15 protein-coding genes are annotated in these 20253 nt (G+C 46.0%); 6 read left to right on the plus strand and 9 right to left on the minus strand.

The window, feature by feature from the left end; all coding sequences use genetic code 11:
- Positions 1-87: 87 nt before the first annotated feature.
- Positions 88-2709, minus strand: a complete 2622-nt coding sequence (locus ACJJIS_RS20320; RefSeq protein ID WP_475708927.1) for a bifunctional serine/threonine-protein kinase/formylglycine-generating enzyme family protein — start codon at positions 2707-2709, stop codon at positions 88-90.
- A 589-nt stretch (positions 2710-3298) separates the two neighbouring features.
- Here ACJJIS_RS20320 and ACJJIS_RS20325 point away from each other — a divergent pair.
- The 6 genes from ACJJIS_RS20325 to ACJJIS_RS20350 all read left to right on the plus strand — a co-directional run bounded on the left by ACJJIS_RS20325 (position 3299) and on the right by ACJJIS_RS20350 (position 9014).
- The gene (locus ACJJIS_RS20325; protein ID WP_413664127.1) at positions 3299-3787 is read left to right on the plus strand and encodes an Hcp family type VI secretion system effector; all 489 of its coding nucleotides are present in this window, start codon (positions 3299-3301) and stop codon (positions 3785-3787) included.
- A 164-nt stretch (positions 3788-3951) separates the two neighbouring features.
- Positions 3952-5859, plus strand: coding sequence for a type VI secretion system Vgr family protein (locus ACJJIS_RS20330; protein ID WP_413664126.1), 1908 nt, complete (start codon positions 3952-3954; stop codon positions 5857-5859).
- A 13-nt stretch (positions 5860-5872) separates the two neighbouring features.
- Positions 5873-6451 carry a DUF6931 family protein gene (locus ACJJIS_RS20335; RefSeq protein WP_413664125.1) on the plus strand — a complete coding sequence of 193 codons (579 nt, stop codon included), beginning with the start codon at positions 5873-5875 and terminating at the stop codon, positions 6449-6451.
- Positions 6452-6454: 3 nt separating this feature from the next.
- Positions 6455-6748, plus strand: coding sequence for a PAAR domain-containing contractile injection system baseplate protein (locus ACJJIS_RS20340; RefSeq protein WP_413664124.1), 294 nt, complete (start codon positions 6455-6457; stop codon positions 6746-6748).
- Positions 6749-7353: 605 nt separating this feature from the next.
- The gene (locus tag ACJJIS_RS20345; RefSeq protein ID WP_444914951.1) at positions 7354-7833 is read left to right on the plus strand and encodes a DUF6795 domain-containing protein; all 480 of its coding nucleotides are present in this window, start codon (positions 7354-7356) and stop codon (positions 7831-7833) included.
- A 26-nt stretch (positions 7834-7859) separates the two neighbouring features.
- On the plus strand, positions 7860-9014 hold the full coding sequence (locus ACJJIS_RS20350) for a lipase family protein (protein ID WP_444914952.1): 1155 nt from the start codon (positions 7860-7862) through the stop codon (positions 9012-9014).
- 98 nt (positions 9015-9112) lie between these two features.
- Here ACJJIS_RS20350 and tssH read toward each other — a convergent pair whose 3' ends face one another.
- The 8 genes from tssH to tssA form a co-directional block, all read right to left on the minus strand.
- The gene (gene tssH, locus ACJJIS_RS20355) at positions 9113-11782 is read right to left on the minus strand and encodes a type VI secretion system ATPase TssH (protein WP_475708928.1); all 2670 of its coding nucleotides are present in this window, start codon (positions 11780-11782) and stop codon (positions 9113-9115) included.
- Positions 11783-11823: 41 nt separating this feature from the next.
- Positions 11824-12954, minus strand: coding sequence for a type VI secretion system baseplate subunit TssG (tssG, locus tag ACJJIS_RS20360; RefSeq protein ID WP_444906603.1), 1131 nt, complete (start codon positions 12952-12954; stop codon positions 11824-11826).
- On the minus strand, positions 12918-14747 hold the full coding sequence (gene tssF, locus ACJJIS_RS20365) for a type VI secretion system baseplate subunit TssF (protein ID WP_444906604.1): 1830 nt from the start codon (positions 14745-14747) through the stop codon (positions 12918-12920). Before tssF ends, tssG begins: the two co-directional genes overlap by 37 nt.
- The gene (gene tssE, locus ACJJIS_RS20370; protein ID WP_444906605.1) at positions 14747-15199 is read right to left on the minus strand and encodes a type VI secretion system baseplate subunit TssE; all 453 of its coding nucleotides are present in this window, start codon (positions 15197-15199) and stop codon (positions 14747-14749) included. Before tssE ends, tssF begins: the two co-directional genes overlap by 1 nt.
- A gap of 26 nt (positions 15200-15225) precedes the next feature.
- Entirely contained in the window at positions 15226-16740 is a 1515-nt protein-coding gene (tssC, locus tag ACJJIS_RS20375; protein ID WP_444906606.1) for a type VI secretion system contractile sheath large subunit, read from the minus strand.
- 107 nt (positions 16741-16847) lie between these two features.
- Positions 16848-18335 carry a type VI secretion system contractile sheath large subunit gene (gene tssC, locus ACJJIS_RS20380; protein WP_413664116.1) on the minus strand — a complete coding sequence of 496 codons (1488 nt, stop codon included), beginning with the start codon at positions 18333-18335 and terminating at the stop codon, positions 16848-16850.
- The gene (tssB, locus tag ACJJIS_RS20385; protein ID WP_413664115.1) at positions 18332-18853 is read right to left on the minus strand and encodes a type VI secretion system contractile sheath small subunit; all 522 of its coding nucleotides are present in this window, start codon (positions 18851-18853) and stop codon (positions 18332-18334) included. Before tssB ends, tssC (ACJJIS_RS20380) begins: the two co-directional genes overlap by 4 nt.
- A gap of 44 nt (positions 18854-18897) precedes the next feature.
- On the minus strand, positions 18898-20202 hold the full coding sequence (tssA, locus tag ACJJIS_RS20390) for a type VI secretion system protein TssA (RefSeq protein WP_444906607.1): 1305 nt from the start codon (positions 20200-20202) through the stop codon (positions 18898-18900).
- Positions 20203-20253 lie beyond the last annotated feature (51 nt).

Consider the following 20253-nt stretch of genomic DNA (forward strand, 5'->3'; position numbering starts at 1 on the left):
CAAGCATATTTCCCCCAGTTTTAATCTCTTAATCTTTAATCTAACCAACTCAACTATCGTATCGATATTCGCTGGTAATTGTTTAATCTAGTTAACATCTCTAACGACACGGAAACCGGTAAACTCATCGGGCTGGCCATTATGAAGCTTCTTGGTTGTTGCCAGACAACGGCTCATTGGATCAATGCGGCTACCTCCCAAAGCGAGCAACTCGCTCTCTGTGCCTAATCCCCACTCCTGGACATTACCTACAGCATTAAGTAACCCAAATCCGTTAGAGGAGCCAGCTCGGGCAGGTACTAACTCAGCACCTTTTTCAATACCGCCATACTTCAAATGACAGTTTCGATCCGCTACTTCGTCTTCCCCCCTGGCACTTGCAGCAGCAAACCACTCCTGCTCAGAAGGTAGGCGGTAGCGGTAGCCGGTCTCATCACTGAGCCAACTTAAATAAGCCTCTGCAGTTGCCAGGGATAAGTTATTTACCGGCAAGTCCGTTGCTTCTGGAGTCTGCTCTCCGCACTGACCAGCAATGCGGCAGAATTGAGCCAACTCAGTACTGCTCACCTCATATTTACCCACAGCCAGTGGCCTGCCACTCAAACCTTTAATCACCACCATTGCCGGCCCCTTGCTGCCATCCGCAAGACGGTCACGACAGGTGTAGCGATCACCACGTCGGCCGCTGCCAGGAACCAGGTGCCCACAAAAATCCAGCTTAAAGTCTTTCAATGGTTGGTATGCGGGCAGTAGAGCCCTGAATTGATCAACCAGGGCTTCCGTCTGTATCGGATCCTTAGTGCCAAGATTAGATGCGCAATTTACCAGCTCTTCGCCCACCACTGGGCGGATCTTCAAGGCTTTTGCACTATCCAGCTTTGCCAGGCTGGACAACTGTGAACCTATTGCAGTGGCACTCATGGAGAAGCTGCAGGTGAGTGCTACTTCCATATCATCGAGCACAGCATCAATCTGCTGCTGCTTTTGCGCAGCCAGGCGGCGACGCTCTGCCCGCTCTTCCGCCAGGCGAATACGCTCGGCTTCGCGCTCTTCAGCGATCCGCTCCGCTTCAAGGCGAGCGCGCAGATTCTCTCTATCATTCGCCAGTTGAGTTTTGATAGCCTCAGCTTCTTTAGATTCACCATACCAGTTGGCAACCCCCGCCAGCATGACATCGGCCTGATCGAGGTTACCCAGGTTTAACTGACCGGTTGCAGCAGCCAGGAAAAGTTCTGATACCTGGCGACGGGAGGAATCCAGGAACTCTTTATCCGCAGGGTTCAGCTCAGAGTACTCCTCCAACTCCAGTTGAAGATCTCGCTCCCAGGCTGGAGTCAAAATACTCAGGCCAATCAACCGGGTGATAGCCTCTTTCTTATCAGCAATACGCCTGGCCAATAGCTCCTGTTCGTGCTTGCGCTCGAGCTCGATTCTGACTCGCTCTTGCTCTACGGCATTTTGCTGCTGCAGATGGCCATAACCCACTACAGCACCGCCCAACAACATGACAAACGCACCGCCTAGTACCCACTTCCAGGCATGGCTAACAAAGAACGCCTGTACAAACTTCTCTACGGTACTAGTGCGGTTTTCGCGCTTTAGCTCTAGCGCTGACTCAAGTGCGCGCCACTGCCTGCGATTAAGCCCTTTGATCCGCTTGGGGCGTAGGCCCTGCTCCATGGCTTTATCGGCAGGCGTTTTGTCATAAGGGTGGCGCCCGCAGAATAGTTCGTAGGCAACACAACCCAACGCAAATACATCATCACTCGGTGCCGGTTCAGCTCCCTTGAGCATCTCAAGGCTCGCATACGCCGGAGTCAAGGCTCCGAGAGTGCCCGCGTCAAATACTGTCGTTTCGCCAGCTTTATTTGCGATTCCCCCTTCAGAAACAGCTCGGGCAATACCGAAGTCAAATACTTTTGCACCTTTCTTATTGGTGACAAAAATATTGCCTGGCTTAAAGTCCGAGTGAACAATTTTATGGGAGTGGGCATATATCAGGGCTTGGGAGATATCCCAAAATACCGAGCGGGCACGCTCGGGCTCCAACCCAACATCGGCATGATCGCGCAACAACTTGTCCAATGGAGCACCCTCAAGGAACTCCATTGTCATAAATACGCGATCTCCATCGCGGTCAAAATCGTAAACCGTTACGATATTAGGGTGAGCAAGCGTTTGTGACTTGCGCGCTTCCCGCTGGAGAGAAATAAAAGCATCGGGGTGCTTTTGGAAATCATCATTAAGCAGCTTGATAGCAACATAGGGCTCGCTGTCACTGGCTTCTAATTTACGGCGGTCAAGGGCTTTGTAAACTGCCCCCATTCCCCCAACACCCAGGAGTTTGTCAAGCTCAAATCGGCCTTTGATTACAGTTTTGGTCACTGCATTTGAGCCAGAAGCTTCAAAGGGTTCAGGTATTACTGCCGAATCGGCAGAAACCCCACCCAAAACTTCATTGGTCCCAGCCCCACTTCCCATCCGATTAGGATTAGGGGAAGGCGCAAAGACAGTAGCATCTGAGCTAAAGCTGGCAGCAGCCGAAGGGATTACCGGTTGGGCACCTTTAACCGGGGGGTGATCATTTGCTCCAGTCTTATCCTGCTGCACAACAACGGTGATATCACCATCTTCTGTCAGCCCGCTGGTTGATTGGCCTGAGCCCGGCGGAGTGTCACTCGGCCGAACAATACGCGTCTTATCGTTCAATTCCGCCTCCATGGGAAACCATTACGACACATCCAAATCTGCAAAAACTTTGTTATTGATCTAATGGGCAAGGCAATAAAGTAGGGTGCGAAGTATATCGAACAGCCTATGTGGCAACAATGAATCAATATTCAAATAAATTTGCCTTAACACGCCATCAAACTATTATCTTGATCCAGCCCCCGAAAACACTGAGTATCGCTCCGATATAAGGCTGAATTACATATTATTACAAAGCAAGCTTATCAAAAAAATACCAGTAAATGCTTTCAAATAGATATTTGACTGTCAATCAATATCCATGACTCAAACCACTTATTTATCCCCGTTAGAGATTTGTTAGTTTTTAGCAATATTAAATTAGTGTCAGAGTCAATTTGAGCAAACAGGCATAAATCGTAACGGCATAAAATCGCCTCTCGAAATTAGTGCCAGAGTCGATTAAATAACTCGAAAATTAGTTTGTTTTTAGCTTTCTCTTTGTTTAAATCATCACAGTTGCCACCGCGACGACCACCTGAACTACTGCGAATCGCGGTGGTAAGGGATTAACCACCAACATCACACGCCAACTAATGAGGGACATCCCATGGCTATCTACATGAACTACAACAACAAAGCCATCAAAGGCAATGTTACTGCTTCCGGCTACGAGGACTGGATCGAAATTGACAGCTTCAACTTCGGTGTTGGCCGCGGCATTACCATGGAAGCTGGCGCCATGTCAAACCGCGAAGCTTCTCGCCCAAGCCTGAGCGAAGTAAGCTTCACCAAGCGCATCGACGCTGCTTCCGGCGGTCTGTTCAAATCTTCTGTAACCGGTGACGAAGGTGTTACCGTTGAGATCCACGTAGTACAAACCGGTGCTAACTCTGTAGAGAAGTACGCTGTTTACAAACTGGAAAACACCCTGATTTCCTCCTACAGCATCGGTGCTTCCGCTGGTGGCGCTCCGGCTGAGTCTGTATCCCTGAGCTACGCTAAAATCGAAGCGGACCTCAACCACGCAGACAAGACCAACAAGAACCCCAAAAATATGCGTGTTGGATACGACCTGGAAACAGCCAAGCCGCTGTAAGCCAGCAGAACCTGATCTGCATATACAATGGTCTGCAGGAAATTCTGCAGACCATTATTTAGCAGTTATTTAGCTGAGCGCTTATTGAGTTTTCAGCTAAATAACTGAATGTATAATAACTAGTACTATTCTCCAAGGCACCGTAGGGATAGTAGGGGCTGCCCATGACTACATTAAATCAAGATAGAAGACTGATTAAAGTCGACAGCCCGCTCGGCACGGATGCGGTAATCGCTACCAGCCTGCAAGGCGAAGAGCACATATCCAAACTCTTCCGCTATGAACTTCAGCTCCTGTCCGATGACCATGCAATAAGCCAGAAAGATATCGTCGGCAAGGCTGTTACCGTTTCTGTACACCACTCAGAAACTCCTCGCTATATCAATGGTTACGTTACTCAACTGTCTCTGCGCGATGTAAATGCTGAGGGAGTACGAAGTTATAGCGCCACGATTCAACCAGGCCTTTGGTTTACCAGCCTCGGGGGTTCCAACAGAATTTTTGAAAAGAAATCTGCTAAACAGATTCTTGAAGAAGTTTTGGGCGAGTACAGCAAAGTTGTAAAACTAAGCGTTAAATTAAATGCTGAATATATAACTCGTGAATATTGTGTGCAGTTTGATGAAAGTGATTTTGAATTCATCAATCGCCTTATGGCTGAAGAGGGTATCTCCTATTACTTCAAGCACTCAAATGGGCAACACGAACTTGTACTTTGTGATGATAGCCAGGATTTCTATGACTGCGAAAGCGAACAGATAGAGTACGATGGGAGCGGTAGTCATCCGACAAAAAATACCGTAAGTAGCTGGCAGCGAAATTTCAATTATCATGGTGGCGGCTTTGAACTGAAAGATTATTGTGAGTTCACCGCAACAAAAGATAATAAGCAGCAAGTTAAAACCACCAGCCAACTAAATGATGTCAGCAATTACATGCGCGGCCTTTATGGGCTAAATCATTTTCAGGCTGACGGTGAAAATAAGCACAAATTTACAGATAGCTACCATAAGGCGCTAGCCGAGCGCTCAATGGAAGCACAAGAAGCTTTATTTGATGTGAGCCATGGGCGCAGTGACTGCCCCTCATTCACAGCTGGCGGCCGCTTTAATTTTGACCACACATTATCGTCAGAAAAAGGGAAGTACCTGATTACTTCCGTACATATCTCTGCTACAGACGGCAATAGTGCGGAAACACATTTCCACAATACTTTCAGTTGCATTCCATCATCAGTAACTCCAAGACCTGAGCCAAATATTTTTGCGAAGAAGGTACACTCTCCGCAAGTCGCACGCGTTCTTGAAGTTAAGGCCACCACTTCTGATAGTTCACAAGACCCCTACACCCAAATCAAAGTCAAGTTCCCATGGAATTCACAGCAGAACAGCTGTTGGGTACGGGTGATGCAGTCATTTGCCGGAAAAAACTGGGGCGCCAACTTTGTCCCCAGAGTCAATCAAGAAGTTATTGTTACTTATATTAATGGTGATCCAGATAGACCACTGATAACTGGAGCCGTATATAACGGTGATAATCCTGGTCCCAACTACACTGCGACTCAAAGCGGCTGGAAAACTGAGTATGAAGGTAGCGCCTTTAACGAACTTCGATTTGATGACAAAGGCGGAAGCGAAGAGCTTTATATGGAAGCCGGCAAAGACCATAACTTTGTCGTCCATAATGACCAAACAGGTAAGATAGAGAACAAACAGACCCTTGAGGTTAAGCAAGACCGGACTATTACGGTTACCGATGGCAGTGAAGTTGTCACCATCTCAAAAGGTGATCAGAAACTCAATGTCAGTAAAGGCAATCAAGTTGTAACTATCGGGTCAGGAAATCACACACTCAAGGTCAGTAAAGGTTCTCAAACTACTGATGCAATGGGTGCAATTAAGATTTCCTCCAAAGCATCCATTGAATTAAAAGTCGGCGGTAGCAGTATTAAACTGACTCCAGCTGGTATCACCATCAAAGGAACAATGCTTTCCTGTAAGGGCGACGCTACTGCAGAAGTTAAAGGTGGCGGGATGCTGACCCTGAAAGGCGGCGTAACCATGATTAACTGATGGGGATATTCCAATGACAGACCTCATTAAAGTAGAAGCTCTCACCGCAGATGAGCTACTTAAGAATTTTGAAGTTAGTGACGAGGCAGAAGATCATCTGGTACCGGATACAGCACCAGAAGTCAGCATAAACCGCCTTGTGGAAGCAGGCCTATTTCCAGACGCGATCAAGTTGCTTGCTCATGGCCTACCAAAGCGGGAAGCCGTGTGGTGGGCTTGCCTCGCGGCCCGAGATATCCAAGGCCCTCAAACTGACGATGACAATGTGAATGCGCTTAATGCAGCAGAGACTTGGGCCAAAAAGCCCAGTGAAGAAGCCCGCTTACGCTGCAAACTATTCGGCGATAAAACAAAACATAAAACTCCAGCGAGCTGGGCGGCTACTGCAGCGAGTTGGTGTCATGGCAGCTTAGCAGCCGAAGGTGAGCCGGTAGTAGAGCCGCCAGAACACCTTTATGCTCATGCAGTCGCAGGCAGTGTTACCCTTGCTGCCGTGCTATCTGACCCAGTCGATCCAAACAAAAGGTTCATGCGCTATATGGAGCAAGGTCTCGATCTAGCACGAGGCGGAAACGGTAGGGTTGAGGGATAAACTATGGGTAAGCCAGCTTCCCGTATTGGTGATATGCACGTATGCCCAATGGTCACCGGCACAGTACCTCATGTGGGTGGCCCAGTAGTAAGCCCAGGAGCACCCACCGTTATCATCGGTGGGATGCCCTCAGCAACCGTTGGTAGCACTTGTACCTGTGTTGGACCGCCCGATACGGTCGCCATGGGAAGTACAACGGTAATGCTGCAAAAGAAACCTGCAGCAAGAATGGGAGACACCACAGGGCATGGTGGAAAAATAGTTATTGGTTGCCCTACAGTATTGATAGGTGGATAAAATAGGTCCATCCCGCGTACTAACTAAGTACGGTGTGTCGGCATAGATAAAATTGGAAACTGGTGTTGTCCAATTAAGATCATCCCATATCTATGCTTAAGAGTACTCACACAAGTCCATTCTTATCGAGTGGGCATCTCTCTGCCACACCATATCTGCTGAATAAAGATAACGGCTTAAAATATAGGCCCTAGTACACAAGACAATATTTCTGTGTACTAAAAGTGACGCCCTCTTTTATTAGGATATTTAGCCGACCGCAATGGTAAAGCTAGCTATCTAGCACAATTATTTTAAATCCAAAAATCGTTACTCGTACATTAACGCATGTCTTGCATAGGCTTAGGAAAACCTACCTAAGAACCGGAAATATTAAACAACTTTATTCAGCTAAAAATAGCACAGAATTACCAATCAAATATAAACAATATGTTTATATAACCTACGGATCACTAATTAAAATATTTCACACAATAAATTTTCATTAACAATATATTTTCGATGACTCTTTATTAAAGAACTTAGCCTAGGACCGAAATATAAGTAAAGATTACAACCAACCAGAAAATAATCACTTTAGCCAAAATGGCCAGAGGGTTTTTACCATGCAAAAGAAACATAAATTTAAATTATTTTTAATATCTTTTTTATTAATTGCCATATCACCTGGAGGGACTAACGCTATGGCTTCATTCAACCCCTTTAAAGCTTGTACATTTTCAGAAATGAAAATCAAGTTAACACTAAATGGCGAGCCTGTATCAGGGGCTAAGATCACACGCTCAATACAATGGCAAAAGGAATGGATCGATACATTTACATCTGATGAAGACGGAATCGCAGTCCTCCCAGCTAAATTTTCAAACTCTTTAACACAGGTATTACCAGTTGAGTTTGTAGTCTCCCAGGCCATCGATGTTAGTTACGAAAATAAAAACTATGAAGTTTGGGTTTACGCTAAAAGAAGCCCGGGTGAGAACTCCGAAATGGGAAAGCCGCTTAACCTCACATGTGAGCTAACAGATGAAACCAGGTTAGAAGAAATATTTGATTCAGCCTTATTAACATCATGCCAATTTAATTAACACTAAAATAAAAGGAAAGATCAATTATGCTAAGTCCTAAATATACCGCTAAACTTGCTGCGGACACTTACTTAGTAAAAGAAAGTAGGACAAGGAAAATATTTTATGAAATGTATAAAGATGACTTTGATATTGACGAAAAAATCACAGACAAAGTAGATGCGGAAGCCGGTGCTCTTATTTTCCTAAAAAGTACAGACACAAGAGGAATAGCAACTTTAGGGAAAGGGCAACACAAAGGTAGCGCTTTTTTTAGTATTTTGGGAACTGATAGCCTATATGATGTGTTAACAGACCTAAATGCTGGAGTTAAGCGATTTCATACTGGCGGAGCAGTACATCAAGGTTTTTATTATACTTTTGAGTCTCTACTACCTCAACTTGAACAGTTTGCGCAAAACCTACCCAATGATGTTCATACTATTCACTGCCTTGGCCACAGCCTTGGTGGGGCGTTAGCCACGCTTGCTGCTGATTGGCTTTCCTCAAACACGGGAAAATCTATAAAACTATATACGTTTGGCAGCCCAAGAGTTGGGCTTGATCACTTCGCTAACAGCTGTAAACGTAAACTTAAATCTGAAAATATTTATCGCGTATATCATCGTGCAGATCCTGTTCCTATGGTACCTACGTGGCCATTTATTCATGTCCCGAATGGTGGAACTGGAGACTTTGAGCTACCTACACCGAGTCTTAACCCAAAAATAAGCCATAGCAGTCAAACCTATGTTAAATCTGTATCCCCTAATGGAACCAGCTTAGATTGGGATACCGTTAAATTACAAAAACCTAAAGGAAATTTAGAAAAGAGCGTCGAGGCATGGTTAAGATCTGACGGTGTACTTTCCCTTACCATGAATACAGCATGGATCGCTGGAGAGGCACTGCTCTGGGTGCTTAAGAAAATCACTCACCTTGCAGGAATTTCTTTGGTGGTTGCCGGTGGCACGACTTTTACACTTCTCGACAGACTTGCGATATTCCTGCACAAAGCATATCAGATTAGTAAAGATATCTCTTTTTGGATTTTGCGACTTATCCGTAGGCTGGCACAACTGATCGGATTGGCTATTGTCGAAGGTACGGATATCACGGTTTCCTTTATTCGTATGGTATTTCTACGTATGCACCGCGCTGTTTCTGACTTAGTAATGAGGGCAGGAAGACCAAACCAGTAATTATTTCTTAAAACCAGTTGTATCTATATGGTTATTAGTGGTACCAAGCCCAGCAATGATTTTTTATTAATATCACTGCCGGGCTTATATACAATTCTCTATTCTACAGTGTAACTAAAGTCCCCTTCTTCCGTTGCGGATACTTTAATTGCTTTAACCTCTTCACCGCGCGCCATTTTATCCAAACATTCACTAGCCAACTCCGGCAATAATGTTTTGTTCAGAATAACTTCAATATTACGAGCACCTGTATCAGCTTCGTGACAACGAGCAACGATGTTAATCAAAACATCCTCGTCATAGCTAAAGGAAGCTCCGTAATGCTCGTGAACGCGCTTTTCAATCTTACGCATATTGATTCTGCAAATCTCTACCAGATTCTCATCATCGAGAGGGTAATAAGCAATCACATTTGCTCGACCGAGGAAAGCAGGCTTGAATTTTTGTAGCAGATGTGGGCGGATATTATCCATCAATACGTCTGGCTCAGGCTTTTCTTCTACCTGACTGAAGATAGCTCTAATTGCATCCTCCCCTGCATTGGAGGTCATAATTATTACGGTGTTCTTGAAGTCGATATCCCTTCCTTCACCGTCTTTAATGGTCCCCTTGTCAAACAGGTTATAGAAAACATCTTGTACACCTGGGTGAGCTTTTTCCATCTCATCCAATAAGATTACCGAATAAGGCTTACGGCGTGCAGCTTCGGTAAGAACACCGCCCTCTCCGTAGCCTACATAGCCGGGAGGAGAGCCCAACAGCATAGATACTTTATGCTCTTCCTTGAATTCAGCCATATTGATGGTCGTGATATTTTGCTCACCACCAAACAGCTCATCAGCCAAGGCAAGGGCAGTCTCTGTTTTACCTACACCGCTAGTACCACAGAACATAAACACACCCACCGGTTTACGCGGGTCTGTCAAGCCTGCTCGAGAAGTGCGAATTGCCTGAGCTACAGCCTCGATAGCATGGGGCTGACCAATAACACGTTTATTCAGGCGCTCTGACAAAGTTTTCACAGCAATAATTTCATCGCTAACCATCTTGCCGACAGGAATTCCAGTCCAGTTGGCAACTACTGCGGCAATAGCCTGTTCATCAACAGCTGGCTGCATTAACGGGGTATCCCCCTGGATAACCTCCAAGTCCGCAGTTAATGTTTTGAGCTGTTGCTGATAGTCGGCTAATAAGGCCTCGTCGGGTGTATCTTCACCTTCACCACCTTGGGCCTTCATAAACTCTACATCGATCTGATCGCGGAGTTGTTGAATCTGTCCGATTAGTTCATTTTCTTTAAGTAATTGCTGTTCGAGCACTTCCAAACGCTTTTCTTCGGAAGCTTTAAACTCTTTTAGCTCTGCCAGTTGCTCCTCATGCTCACCCATTGCTGCGTTTTCACGCTCAAGTTTAGCCAGGGTAGTATTAGTGCGATCAATATTGATACGAGCATCTTCAATCGCCCCAGGAGTAGCAGACTGGCTAAGAGCGACGCGCGCGCAGGCCGTATCCAGTAAGCTAACAGACTTATCTGGCAATTGGCGCCCGGGAATATAACGATGAGATAACTTGACCGAAGCTATGATAGCTTCATCCAGAATGCGTACTTTATGGTGCTCCTCCAGCGAGGTTGCGATACCACGCATCATATCAATCGCGTTGCTCTCATCAGGCTCTTCCACTTTTACTACCTGGAATCTACGGGTCAAAGCAGGATCACGTTCAAAATACTTCTTATATTCCGCCCAGGTTGTGGCAGCTAAAGTACGCAATTCACCACGAGCCAGTGCAGGTTTCAGGAGATTAGCCGCATCCCCCTGCCCCTCTTTACCGCCCGCGCCAATCATGGTGTGCGCTTCATCAATAAATAGAATAATTGGCGTTGCAGATGCTCGCACTTCTGAAATTACAGACTTCAAGCGGTTTTCAAACTCACCTTTTACACTGGCGCCAGCCTGAAGAAGTCCCAAGTCAAGCGTGCGTACGGCTACACCGCGCAATGGCTCAGGTACATCACCACTAGCTATTCGAAGAGCAAAGCCTTCAACGACGGCAGTTTTACCAACACCTGCTTCACCAGTCAGGATCGGATTATTTTGACGCCGGCGAGTTAAGATATCGATACATTGGCGTATTTCCTCATCACGACCAAGTACAGGGTCAATCTCTCCCTTCTTCGCTCTTTCAGTTAGGTTGATTGTATATTTGTCCAAAGCTGGAGCTTTAGAAGCAGCTGCAGCAACTGCAGCTGCGCCATCATCCATATCCGCCGTAGCGCTAATATGGCTAGACTCTCCACTTTGTCCAAACATTGCACGAGCGGTTTCGCGAATCGATTCTGGAGCTATCTCTTTCAGTTCTGGGCAGGATTCTAAAATCTGGCGACGAGAAGTTTCTTCCAGTAAAAGCGCAGCCAAAAAGTGTCCGGAACTGATTGCTCTATGTCCATAATCAATAGAAGCCAGCATCCAAGCATTCTTCGCTGCTTCTACGATAGTTGGGGACAGGGCTGGTGGACGGCTGCTGCCGGCCCGAAATCCAGCAATCGCTGTAGCCAGCTGCTTGGCAAAATTTGCTGGATTACAGTCGTGTTTTTCCAACAGATGGTAAAGGTCAGTATCAGACTGATCCAAAAGTTTCAGTAACCAATGCTCTAATTCAACATTGTACTGGTTCTGTGACAGACAAAGCCCAGCAGCGCCCTCTAGTGAGTCACGCATATGCGGAGTCATGGTATCAACCAATCGCTTCAAATCGATATTGATCACGTTGAATATCCTTTCCTAAATAATAATGTTGTTAATTTTACTTATGCAGCAGGTAAAGCTTCATCAGGTGAAATATTGTCTGCACTTAAGGTTATTTGTACTAACCTTTCACCATCTTGTTCACTAGCCATGTGAGTATTCCATCCCAGTAAAGGTTCATTCTCAGCTTTTCTATTTAGCTGGATAGGTGCCACCTGGCTGGTTGAAAGTGTCACCGACAACTCAAAATCCAATTCGATACCAGCACTAAAGCGAATAAACTCCTTAAGCGATTCCAACTTTTTCGTACCCGGAGCAATAGTCATAAATTGCTCATAAGGCATTGACTCAATAATTACCTGAAATTTATTCTGGGCTTGGAAGCAGTGCGTACCCAGAATGGTATTTACTCCCAAGCAATTATTAATACCCTTCGGCACCTGAGCACTGGGCAGTCGGCACAAGATATCATCCGGTAACTCATCCCACTGTCCCTGGAATTGTTCAATACTTACCGTTAAATCAAAATAATGCTTGATCATGCTGGATAAAGCGGTAGCGGAACAACGTCCACTGGAAAGGTGTCCTCCCATTCCAACTAGTGCTTCATCCGGTATCGGCATTCGATAGCGCATTTCATTTGTACCAAGCCCTGCAAGGGACGCAAGAGCCTGGGTAAACTTGTCTGGCTCTCGAGAATTCTGCAGGCGTTGCCGCTCATAATTCACAGGCAACTGGTATTTATGCCAAGCTTGATAAAAAAGGGAAATACTTCGGTGATTAAACATATCCAGAAAATCACGCAGCGCCGTATTGTTCTCCCTAAGCTCCCTCTGCACTAACTCTGTCAGGTAATAGGGCATCACCCCCTGACTACCGATTAACCCTGTAAAACCCACCTCCATATGCCACTGATGAGTCTCATTTTCATCGGGCTCTTCATGTTCAACGCTTTTCTTCTCTAGACGTAAAACATCCGAGCTGACAAAAGACAACCCAGATTGAGCACTAAACCGAATCAGCTCTTTAGTCGGAGGGGCAGCGCTAGCTATAGGTTCTTTACTGAAACCTGTACCTGCCAGATGTACTGCACGCTCTACCAGCCTTACCGCTTGAAAAAAATCAAAGTTATAAGGCTCTCGGCGTAAACGCTCAATTACAGTAAAGCTTTTTCGCCGGCGCGAGGTGGCCATCGCTTCAACTCCCCATCTCGACCACTCATAGTGGCAATCAGTTTTGTAAATGAATTAATTGAACAGTATAAGCCCAGGAAACGCTCTATGATGCTAGCAAATAACAATGGACTTGTTCCTGTTAACATCATGGAATCAAGTTCAATCTCAACTTCTGTGCCGCGACATAAAACTACACTTTGATCAATCTGAATCGGAGCAGTAACCGGTTTAGTATTAAGCTTTAACAATGACTCGATTAAATTACGCGTACTAGCAGAGTCACGGAAGTCATAAAGCCTAAAAATTTCTTTTAACGCATTACATCCCTCTGCACCTGATAGAGAAAGATGATTTAAGTTAAGGTGAGAAATTAACCTCCAATACCCTCGCTCTCGTCGAGGCGGTCGTATAGTTGCCGTTGGGGAAACCACACAACTAATTCGGCTAACTGGCAAATCACCGTCAACAACCTCTAAATAAGGCTGGGCGCTACCACTAGGTAATTTTTTGGCTAGATTTCGATTACAGCAGGTTAACTTAATATCTAATGTCTGATCACTAATTCTATGCGGATTAAAGTCCAGATCGACTAAGCTTATATCAATCTCAGATGCTTGTTCATTCCGATGCTCTCCTTCGATCACATCTCTGCGACGACTAAACCAAAATGCAGATTGATCAGCATGATGTTGACTGTGTCGAATTCCATAGAAAGGCCGGTAACTGGTTGTCTCTCCATCACCATTAGTTGCTGCAACTTCATCCACTGAGTATATTTCTAAGCCATCACTCCTGCGGGCATCAGGGACCACATGGTAACTATACTGCGAGTGATTAAGTGGAATAGGATCTGCACTTTGTTTAAATAAATTAACAACCGGAGCACAGCCCAAAGCAAACATGCTTGGAGAAATCTGTTTTTCCAACTCCTCATGAGTTTCGGATAAATAAAAATACAGATTTAACGTGTCGTCAAAGCTCTCGTTTAACGCCTCACCAATGTTCAACATATCCAAGAAAAGGAACTTTTCTGGAAAAGCAAAATATTCAGTTAGGAGTCGATATCCTACGAATGCGGTATCAGGATATGGCAATAAACCCTCATCTGGACTTAGCCCCACTTGACATATTTCATCCGGAGAGAGAAAAGTTGGCTTTGGATCACTCTCCCCATTGGCAACAACCAACCTTACACACTTACTTAGTAGCAAGTCATATAAACTATAGATATGAGATGGTTGGCCACGAAGGAAAAAGCGGAGACTCTCAGGGTTTAGCTCAGAAAATTTTATGCTTGGGCTAAAAGTTTTAAGGGATAATTTTAAAACTGCATTAGCGCCCTGAATGTCATTACAGCCCGGAGCGATAAATGGCCTTGGCATCAGGGTGGCACTCACCGCCTGAAATGGGCAAATTTCTGCTGGATAACAAGTTGTAAAGCGGCAGGTTTGCCCTTGAAAGCTGTCACTTTCGAGTAACGTCTTCGTTTCTACCCGGGTTATCGCATCCAAATCCTTTTCCGGTTCAAACTGAACAATGGCACAAGAAGGAATTGGACGAAGATAATGAGGATACAGAGTTTCCAGCATTGCATCCGTTAACTCCGGAAAATCATCACTCAGCTTTTGCTGCACCCGAGCATTCATGTAAGCGAAGCCGGACAACAGTCGCCCTACTAAAGGATCATCAACTGTGTCTGCATCCAGCTGAAGTCGGGATGCGGCAGCTGGGTGCATCTTTGCAAATTCAGCAGAAGTTTGCTGAATGAATGCGAGCTCTCGCTCGTAGAGATCTATTAATTTTTCACTCATCACATAATCTCAGAGACATCCACCAGCTGGGTAACTGGGTTGAGTGCCGAATCAAATACAATAACTTCCGACGCTGGATTTACATGTAATACAGCTTCAACACGAAAGCGTATACTAGGATCTTCGACATCCACTTTGTCTTGGGTGGTTACTTTTACCGAACGTATTCTGGGCTCAAAATTTAAAATTGTTTTTTCAATATCTCGACAAAACTGTTTTCGGCTAGCGGCAGAGGAAAGATTGACTGTTGATAGGTCTGGTAACCCGTAGTTAATATTTGACTGCTCTAAACTTTCATGAGTTGAAGGTGCGGAAATACATTTAAATCTTGTATTGAACAAGTATTCCAAATCACGACGCACCCCTTCACGCAACTGCCTCAACACTTGATGGGATTGATGTACATCCAATTTACTAGATGATTGTAATAATCGATCCAATACCGGGGCCAATAATCGCTTCTCTCTAACCATATTAATTAGGTAGCTCCGACGCCGATTGTTGCCAATGCGGTTGTAAGTTTTAGCTCGGATACAAGATGGTCAACGGTGTAATGACTCTTGAGATGAATCACACTTTGATAGCTACCCGCCTTGCCTGGTTCATCCGTTACTTGCACCCGGGACTCCCGTAGAGGGTATCGAGCCTGCATTTCCCAGGAAAGGTCATCCCTTCCCGTTGTGTATTCATCCAACCAATGCTGCAACTGCCGTTCGCAATCTGCAGCATTCATATAGGCACCCACCTTATCCCTTATCATTACCTTGATATAATGAGCAAATCGGGATGCGCAAAGTATTTGTTGTAACATAGAGCTAATACGCGCATTAGCCGTGGCTGCTTTAGATGTGTATTGCTTCGGCCTTTGAAGTGATGGAACACTATTAAAGGCGCTGTAAGGAGTATCGTAACAATGACTCAAGCATACATACCCTAAGTCACTTAAATCCCGCTCAGCAAAATCAGTTACCAAAATTGAAGTGGCCATTCGGATCATGCCAGGAGTACTATCTGGCCTATAAGGCACCATTGGAAGCTGGGTTACCAGCCCTCCGCCCAGATGGTCACGTGCAACCCCTCTAATATGTGAAAACCAGCCAACTTCACTAAACTCTCTTAACAGTACGGCACCCAATGCAAAGCAGGCATTCCCCCATAAATAATTCTGGTTATGGGATGCCCGTACCTGCTCCTGAAACCTCAAACCACGATAGGATGAAAATTCCTGATTATAAGGTTCTCTCATCAAAACTTGAGGAAGTGTCAAAGCGATAAATCGGCTGTCTTCCAGATCCCGAAGGCCATTCCACCGAATGTATTCTTTTTGACGGAACACTTCTGAAAAATTGATAGGCTTTGCTAGATCCGAAAAGTTGTCTACACCAAAAAGTTGCGGTGCTGATGCACAAACAAACGGGGCAAAGGCTGCGGCTGCAGTATGCGCGATGCCCTGCAAAGTAAATACATCATCATAAGGGTGGTCAGGCAGCGGCCGATGGGATACATAGTAATCTCCAAGTAACAAACCAAATGGCTCGCCGCCTGGAGTACCAAACTCTTCATTATATATAAGATGAAACAGCCCAGATTGGTCAAAATCCGGGGCCCGCTCTATATCCTTCGCGAGGTCTTTCCAGCTGGCATCCAAGAGTTTGATTTTAATATTTTCAGCGTGGGGTGTATCAAACACCAATAAGGATATCCCCCGCCAGCTCGCTTCAAGTCTCTGAAACTTCTGGTGATGAATTATACAATTCAGCTGGTCACAGATTAGTTCGTCCAACTCGGCGATAATTCGACTCAGATAATGGCGAACGGAATAATTATCCCTATTTGTACAGGGGGATAATTCTGTGAGCCAATATTCAAATGCAAAAAGATCATCCGGTTCCTGCAGAAATTTATGTAGCTCTCTCTGCTGCCCTCTCGCCAATTTCTCCGGTAGAACATCTGATTGATCTTCCGATATTTGGTCATGTGCTGCACGGGGCACCGGTATACTCCAACAAGAATTATTATTTGAATAAATAATGGTAAAACGCAGGCCTTGAACAAGGCCATGTGAAGAGAGAACCCGCCCCTAGAGGCGGGCCCGGAGCCTTATCCCGCAGATGGGATATTTGCCACCATACGCAAGGACGTCGTCAATTCTTCCATCTGTAACCAGGGTCTCAGATAGGCAATCGCACTGTAACATCCAGGCTGACCCGGAATCTCTTTTACTTCTACTCGCGCCTCAGAAAGCGGGTACTTCGCTTTCATTTCAGGGCTCGCGTCGGGGTTGGAGTTAGTGTACTGGGAGATCCACTTGTTCAACCAGCGCTCACAATCACCAGCTTCCATAAAGGAACCCACTTTATCGCGAGCCATTACCTTGAGGTAATGTGCAATACGAGAGGTCGCCATCAAATAAGGCAAGCGAGCAGAAATAGCTGCGTTAGCAGTGGCGTCAGGGTCATCGTATGCCTTCGCCTTTTGCGCACTTTGAGCACCAAAGAATACCGAGTAATCCGTATTCTTGTAGTGACACAGAGGCAAGAAGCCTTGAGCGCTTAACTCCGCTTCACGGCGATCGGTAATACCAATCTCTGTGGGGCATTTCTGATCGAGATCCCCATCGTCACTCTTGAACACGTGAGATGGCAATCCTTCTACTTTACCACCACCCTCAGCACCGCGAATTGCAGTACACCAGGAGTTCTCAGCGAATGCTTGAGTCATGGTGGTGCCCATAACATAAGAAGCATTCATCCAGCAGTATTGATCGTGCTCTGCTGGACGGGAAACGCCGTCTTCATCCACTTCAAACTCTTCAAAGTCAAAAGCTTCAATCGGCTTGGTGTTAGCACCATAAGGGGTACGGGCCAGGGTACGCGGCATTACCAAGGTGACAAAACGGGAGTCGTCACTGTCACGGAAACTGCGCCACTTGATGTACTCGGCGGATTCAAAAATACCACCCAGATCTCTCGGCTTGGAAAGTTCCGTGTAGTCATCAAAACCAAACATGCCGGCACCGGCAGCTGCAACAAACGGACAGAAGCCAGCCGCAGCAACATTAGACATCTTGCTCAGAAGCTCGATATCCTCAGGGTGGCTGGTGAACTCGAAATCCCCGATCATTACGCCGTATGGCTCACCACCCGCAGTACCAAACTCTTCTTCATAGATTTTTTTGAAGGTCTGGCTCTGGTCGAACTCAACTGCCTTATCCAGGTCGCGGAAGAGCTCGCGCTTGCTCAGATTGAGCATGCGGATTTTCATGGTAGCGCCAGTTTCCGAGTTCATGACCAGGTGATTCAGACCACGCCATGATCCTTCCAGCTTCTGGAATTTCTCGTCATGCAAAATCGCAGACAGCTGCTGGGACATGGCCTTATCAATCGCGCTAACAGCTTTCTTGATGGTCTGGGTCAGGTTGCGATCCCAGGTGACCGTCCCTTTCATTACTTGCTCTGTCAAATTCGCAAGCAAGTCTTGTGCTTCTTGAGGCTCAGTTTGTTTAGTTGCCGCAATCGCCTGATCTAGGAGACTCGCCGATTGCTCTTCAGCTTCACTTCCTGCAACATTTTCTACTTCAGTGCTCATTCTGAGTCCTCTCCTTTATCCTCATTCAAGCCCAACTGGTCAGAGATAGCGCTGACGTTTTCTGTGCTCTTGAGAATATCCTCAAGTACTTTTTCAAGCTCCTCAGAACGATCAGCTTTACTCAGCAGATCACGCAGCTTGCTACGGGCTTCAAGCAATTGCTTTAGTGGCTCAACCTGCTCAACAATCTGCTCCGGCGAGAAGGCGTCCATGTTGTTGAAGTCGAGATCAACAGCCATCTTGCTACCGTCACCAGTCAGGGTGTTTTCCACCTGCAAGTTCAACTTTGGGTTTACTTTACCCATTACGTCGTTGAAGTTATCGCGGTCAATTTGGATAAACTTACGATCTTTCAGTGCCTTGCGATTCTCGGCATTATCACCAGAGTAATCACCCATAACACCCGCCACAAAAGGAAGCTCCTTTTTGACTTCGGCTCCGTTAGTTTCAACATCGTAAGTGATATGTACACGCGGCTTACGCACGCGCTTAAGTTTGTTGTGGATGCTTTCAGACATCTAAGGTCTCCTTTCCGACTTTAGGGACTGCTGTTCTCAGTTAATTACCAACCAGTGCTGGCTTCTTCTTGCGGTTGCTCACCCCAACCTTCATCAGAGACTGGCGCGGATACACTTTCAGTAGGTGTATCTGCGGCAACCGCAGGAGCTGATGACGTGCCACTTGTAGTCACTGGTGGGGTTATATATTTTTGTGTATCCGTGCCATCGAGACGAACTCCCGTCAACTGGGAGTAAAGCGCCTTCGACTGATCATCAGGTAGCAATTCAGACATCAATTGTGAAACGGTCATTCGTCCCCAGCCTATCAGCCTCTCCAGGCCGGGCGCCAGCGGCGTATGCGGCTCATAGGTACGAAAATACTTTGCCGCCTGCTCAAGCAATTTTAAGGCATCTTCTCTGGACACTACCGGACCGGTAGGGACAGCTACAGCAGAGGCAGCCACAGAAGTAACCGCTGCTGCAGCTGCATTTCCAGCTTGAACTTCCCCAGCAGGCACTTCTGATGATTCAGGCGCCACATCTTCTTGAGTCTGCTCCATAGACTCCAAGTGCGTCTTATAAATAAAACGGCTTGTCCGCAACACCTCATCCAATAGAGATGAAATATTCGTGGATGGGGGGGCATCATGGCCGCAGCTTTGTCGCAGGCTATCATTTATGGTCTTAAAGTGCCCCAGCGCTGCCTCGATTGTCTGGACGAGGTTTTGAGCCCATTCACCACTCGCACTGTTTACACATTGATCAATCTGCTCAAGGTTGTAACCCAGTGTTTCTATTCGAGCAGCCTTGGCATCGTCATCTGCAATTCTGTCAGCATCCCGAGCCTGTTGGAATTGGAAGAATGAATAGTCCCCATAATCCCCTTCGGGAGTAATACCGGCACTGCGAATAGGCATTAGCAAGGTGCCATCACCACCATCACCATTCAAACCTGTCAGGGGTGCTACTTTTGTCTCAAGGCCGTCTTCGTCTGGTAAGGGATACAGACCTTCCCAATATTGCTCTACTAACGAGTCGATCACCTGCAGGCCATCTCTCAAGCCAATAAAGCCATGTAAGCGAATCAAGGCCTCGGTATACCAGCTGGCAACCTCCAAGTCCTTACTCTTTTTCCCTAGGATATTTTCTGCAGCTTTTGCTACATCCCTCCAAGGTGCAAGTAGGTCTGTGTCTGCATCATCGAACATTGCGGAGCGTTCAGCAGCTCTTGCACTGTTGCGAGCATCTTTGATCGAGTAATAATCAGAAGTTGGCGAACGATCTTCTCGGATATCTTCCCCTACGGGATTATCCTCTGAGATTGGAGCAACTAATTCATCGATATTTATCGTGTTTGGGAATGCCATCAAAAAAGGCCCTTATACCGAATCAAATCCTTTAATCAGAATTCTGAGAAG

Source organism: Microbulbifer maximicatervae (SeqCode) (assembly GCF_056231245.1).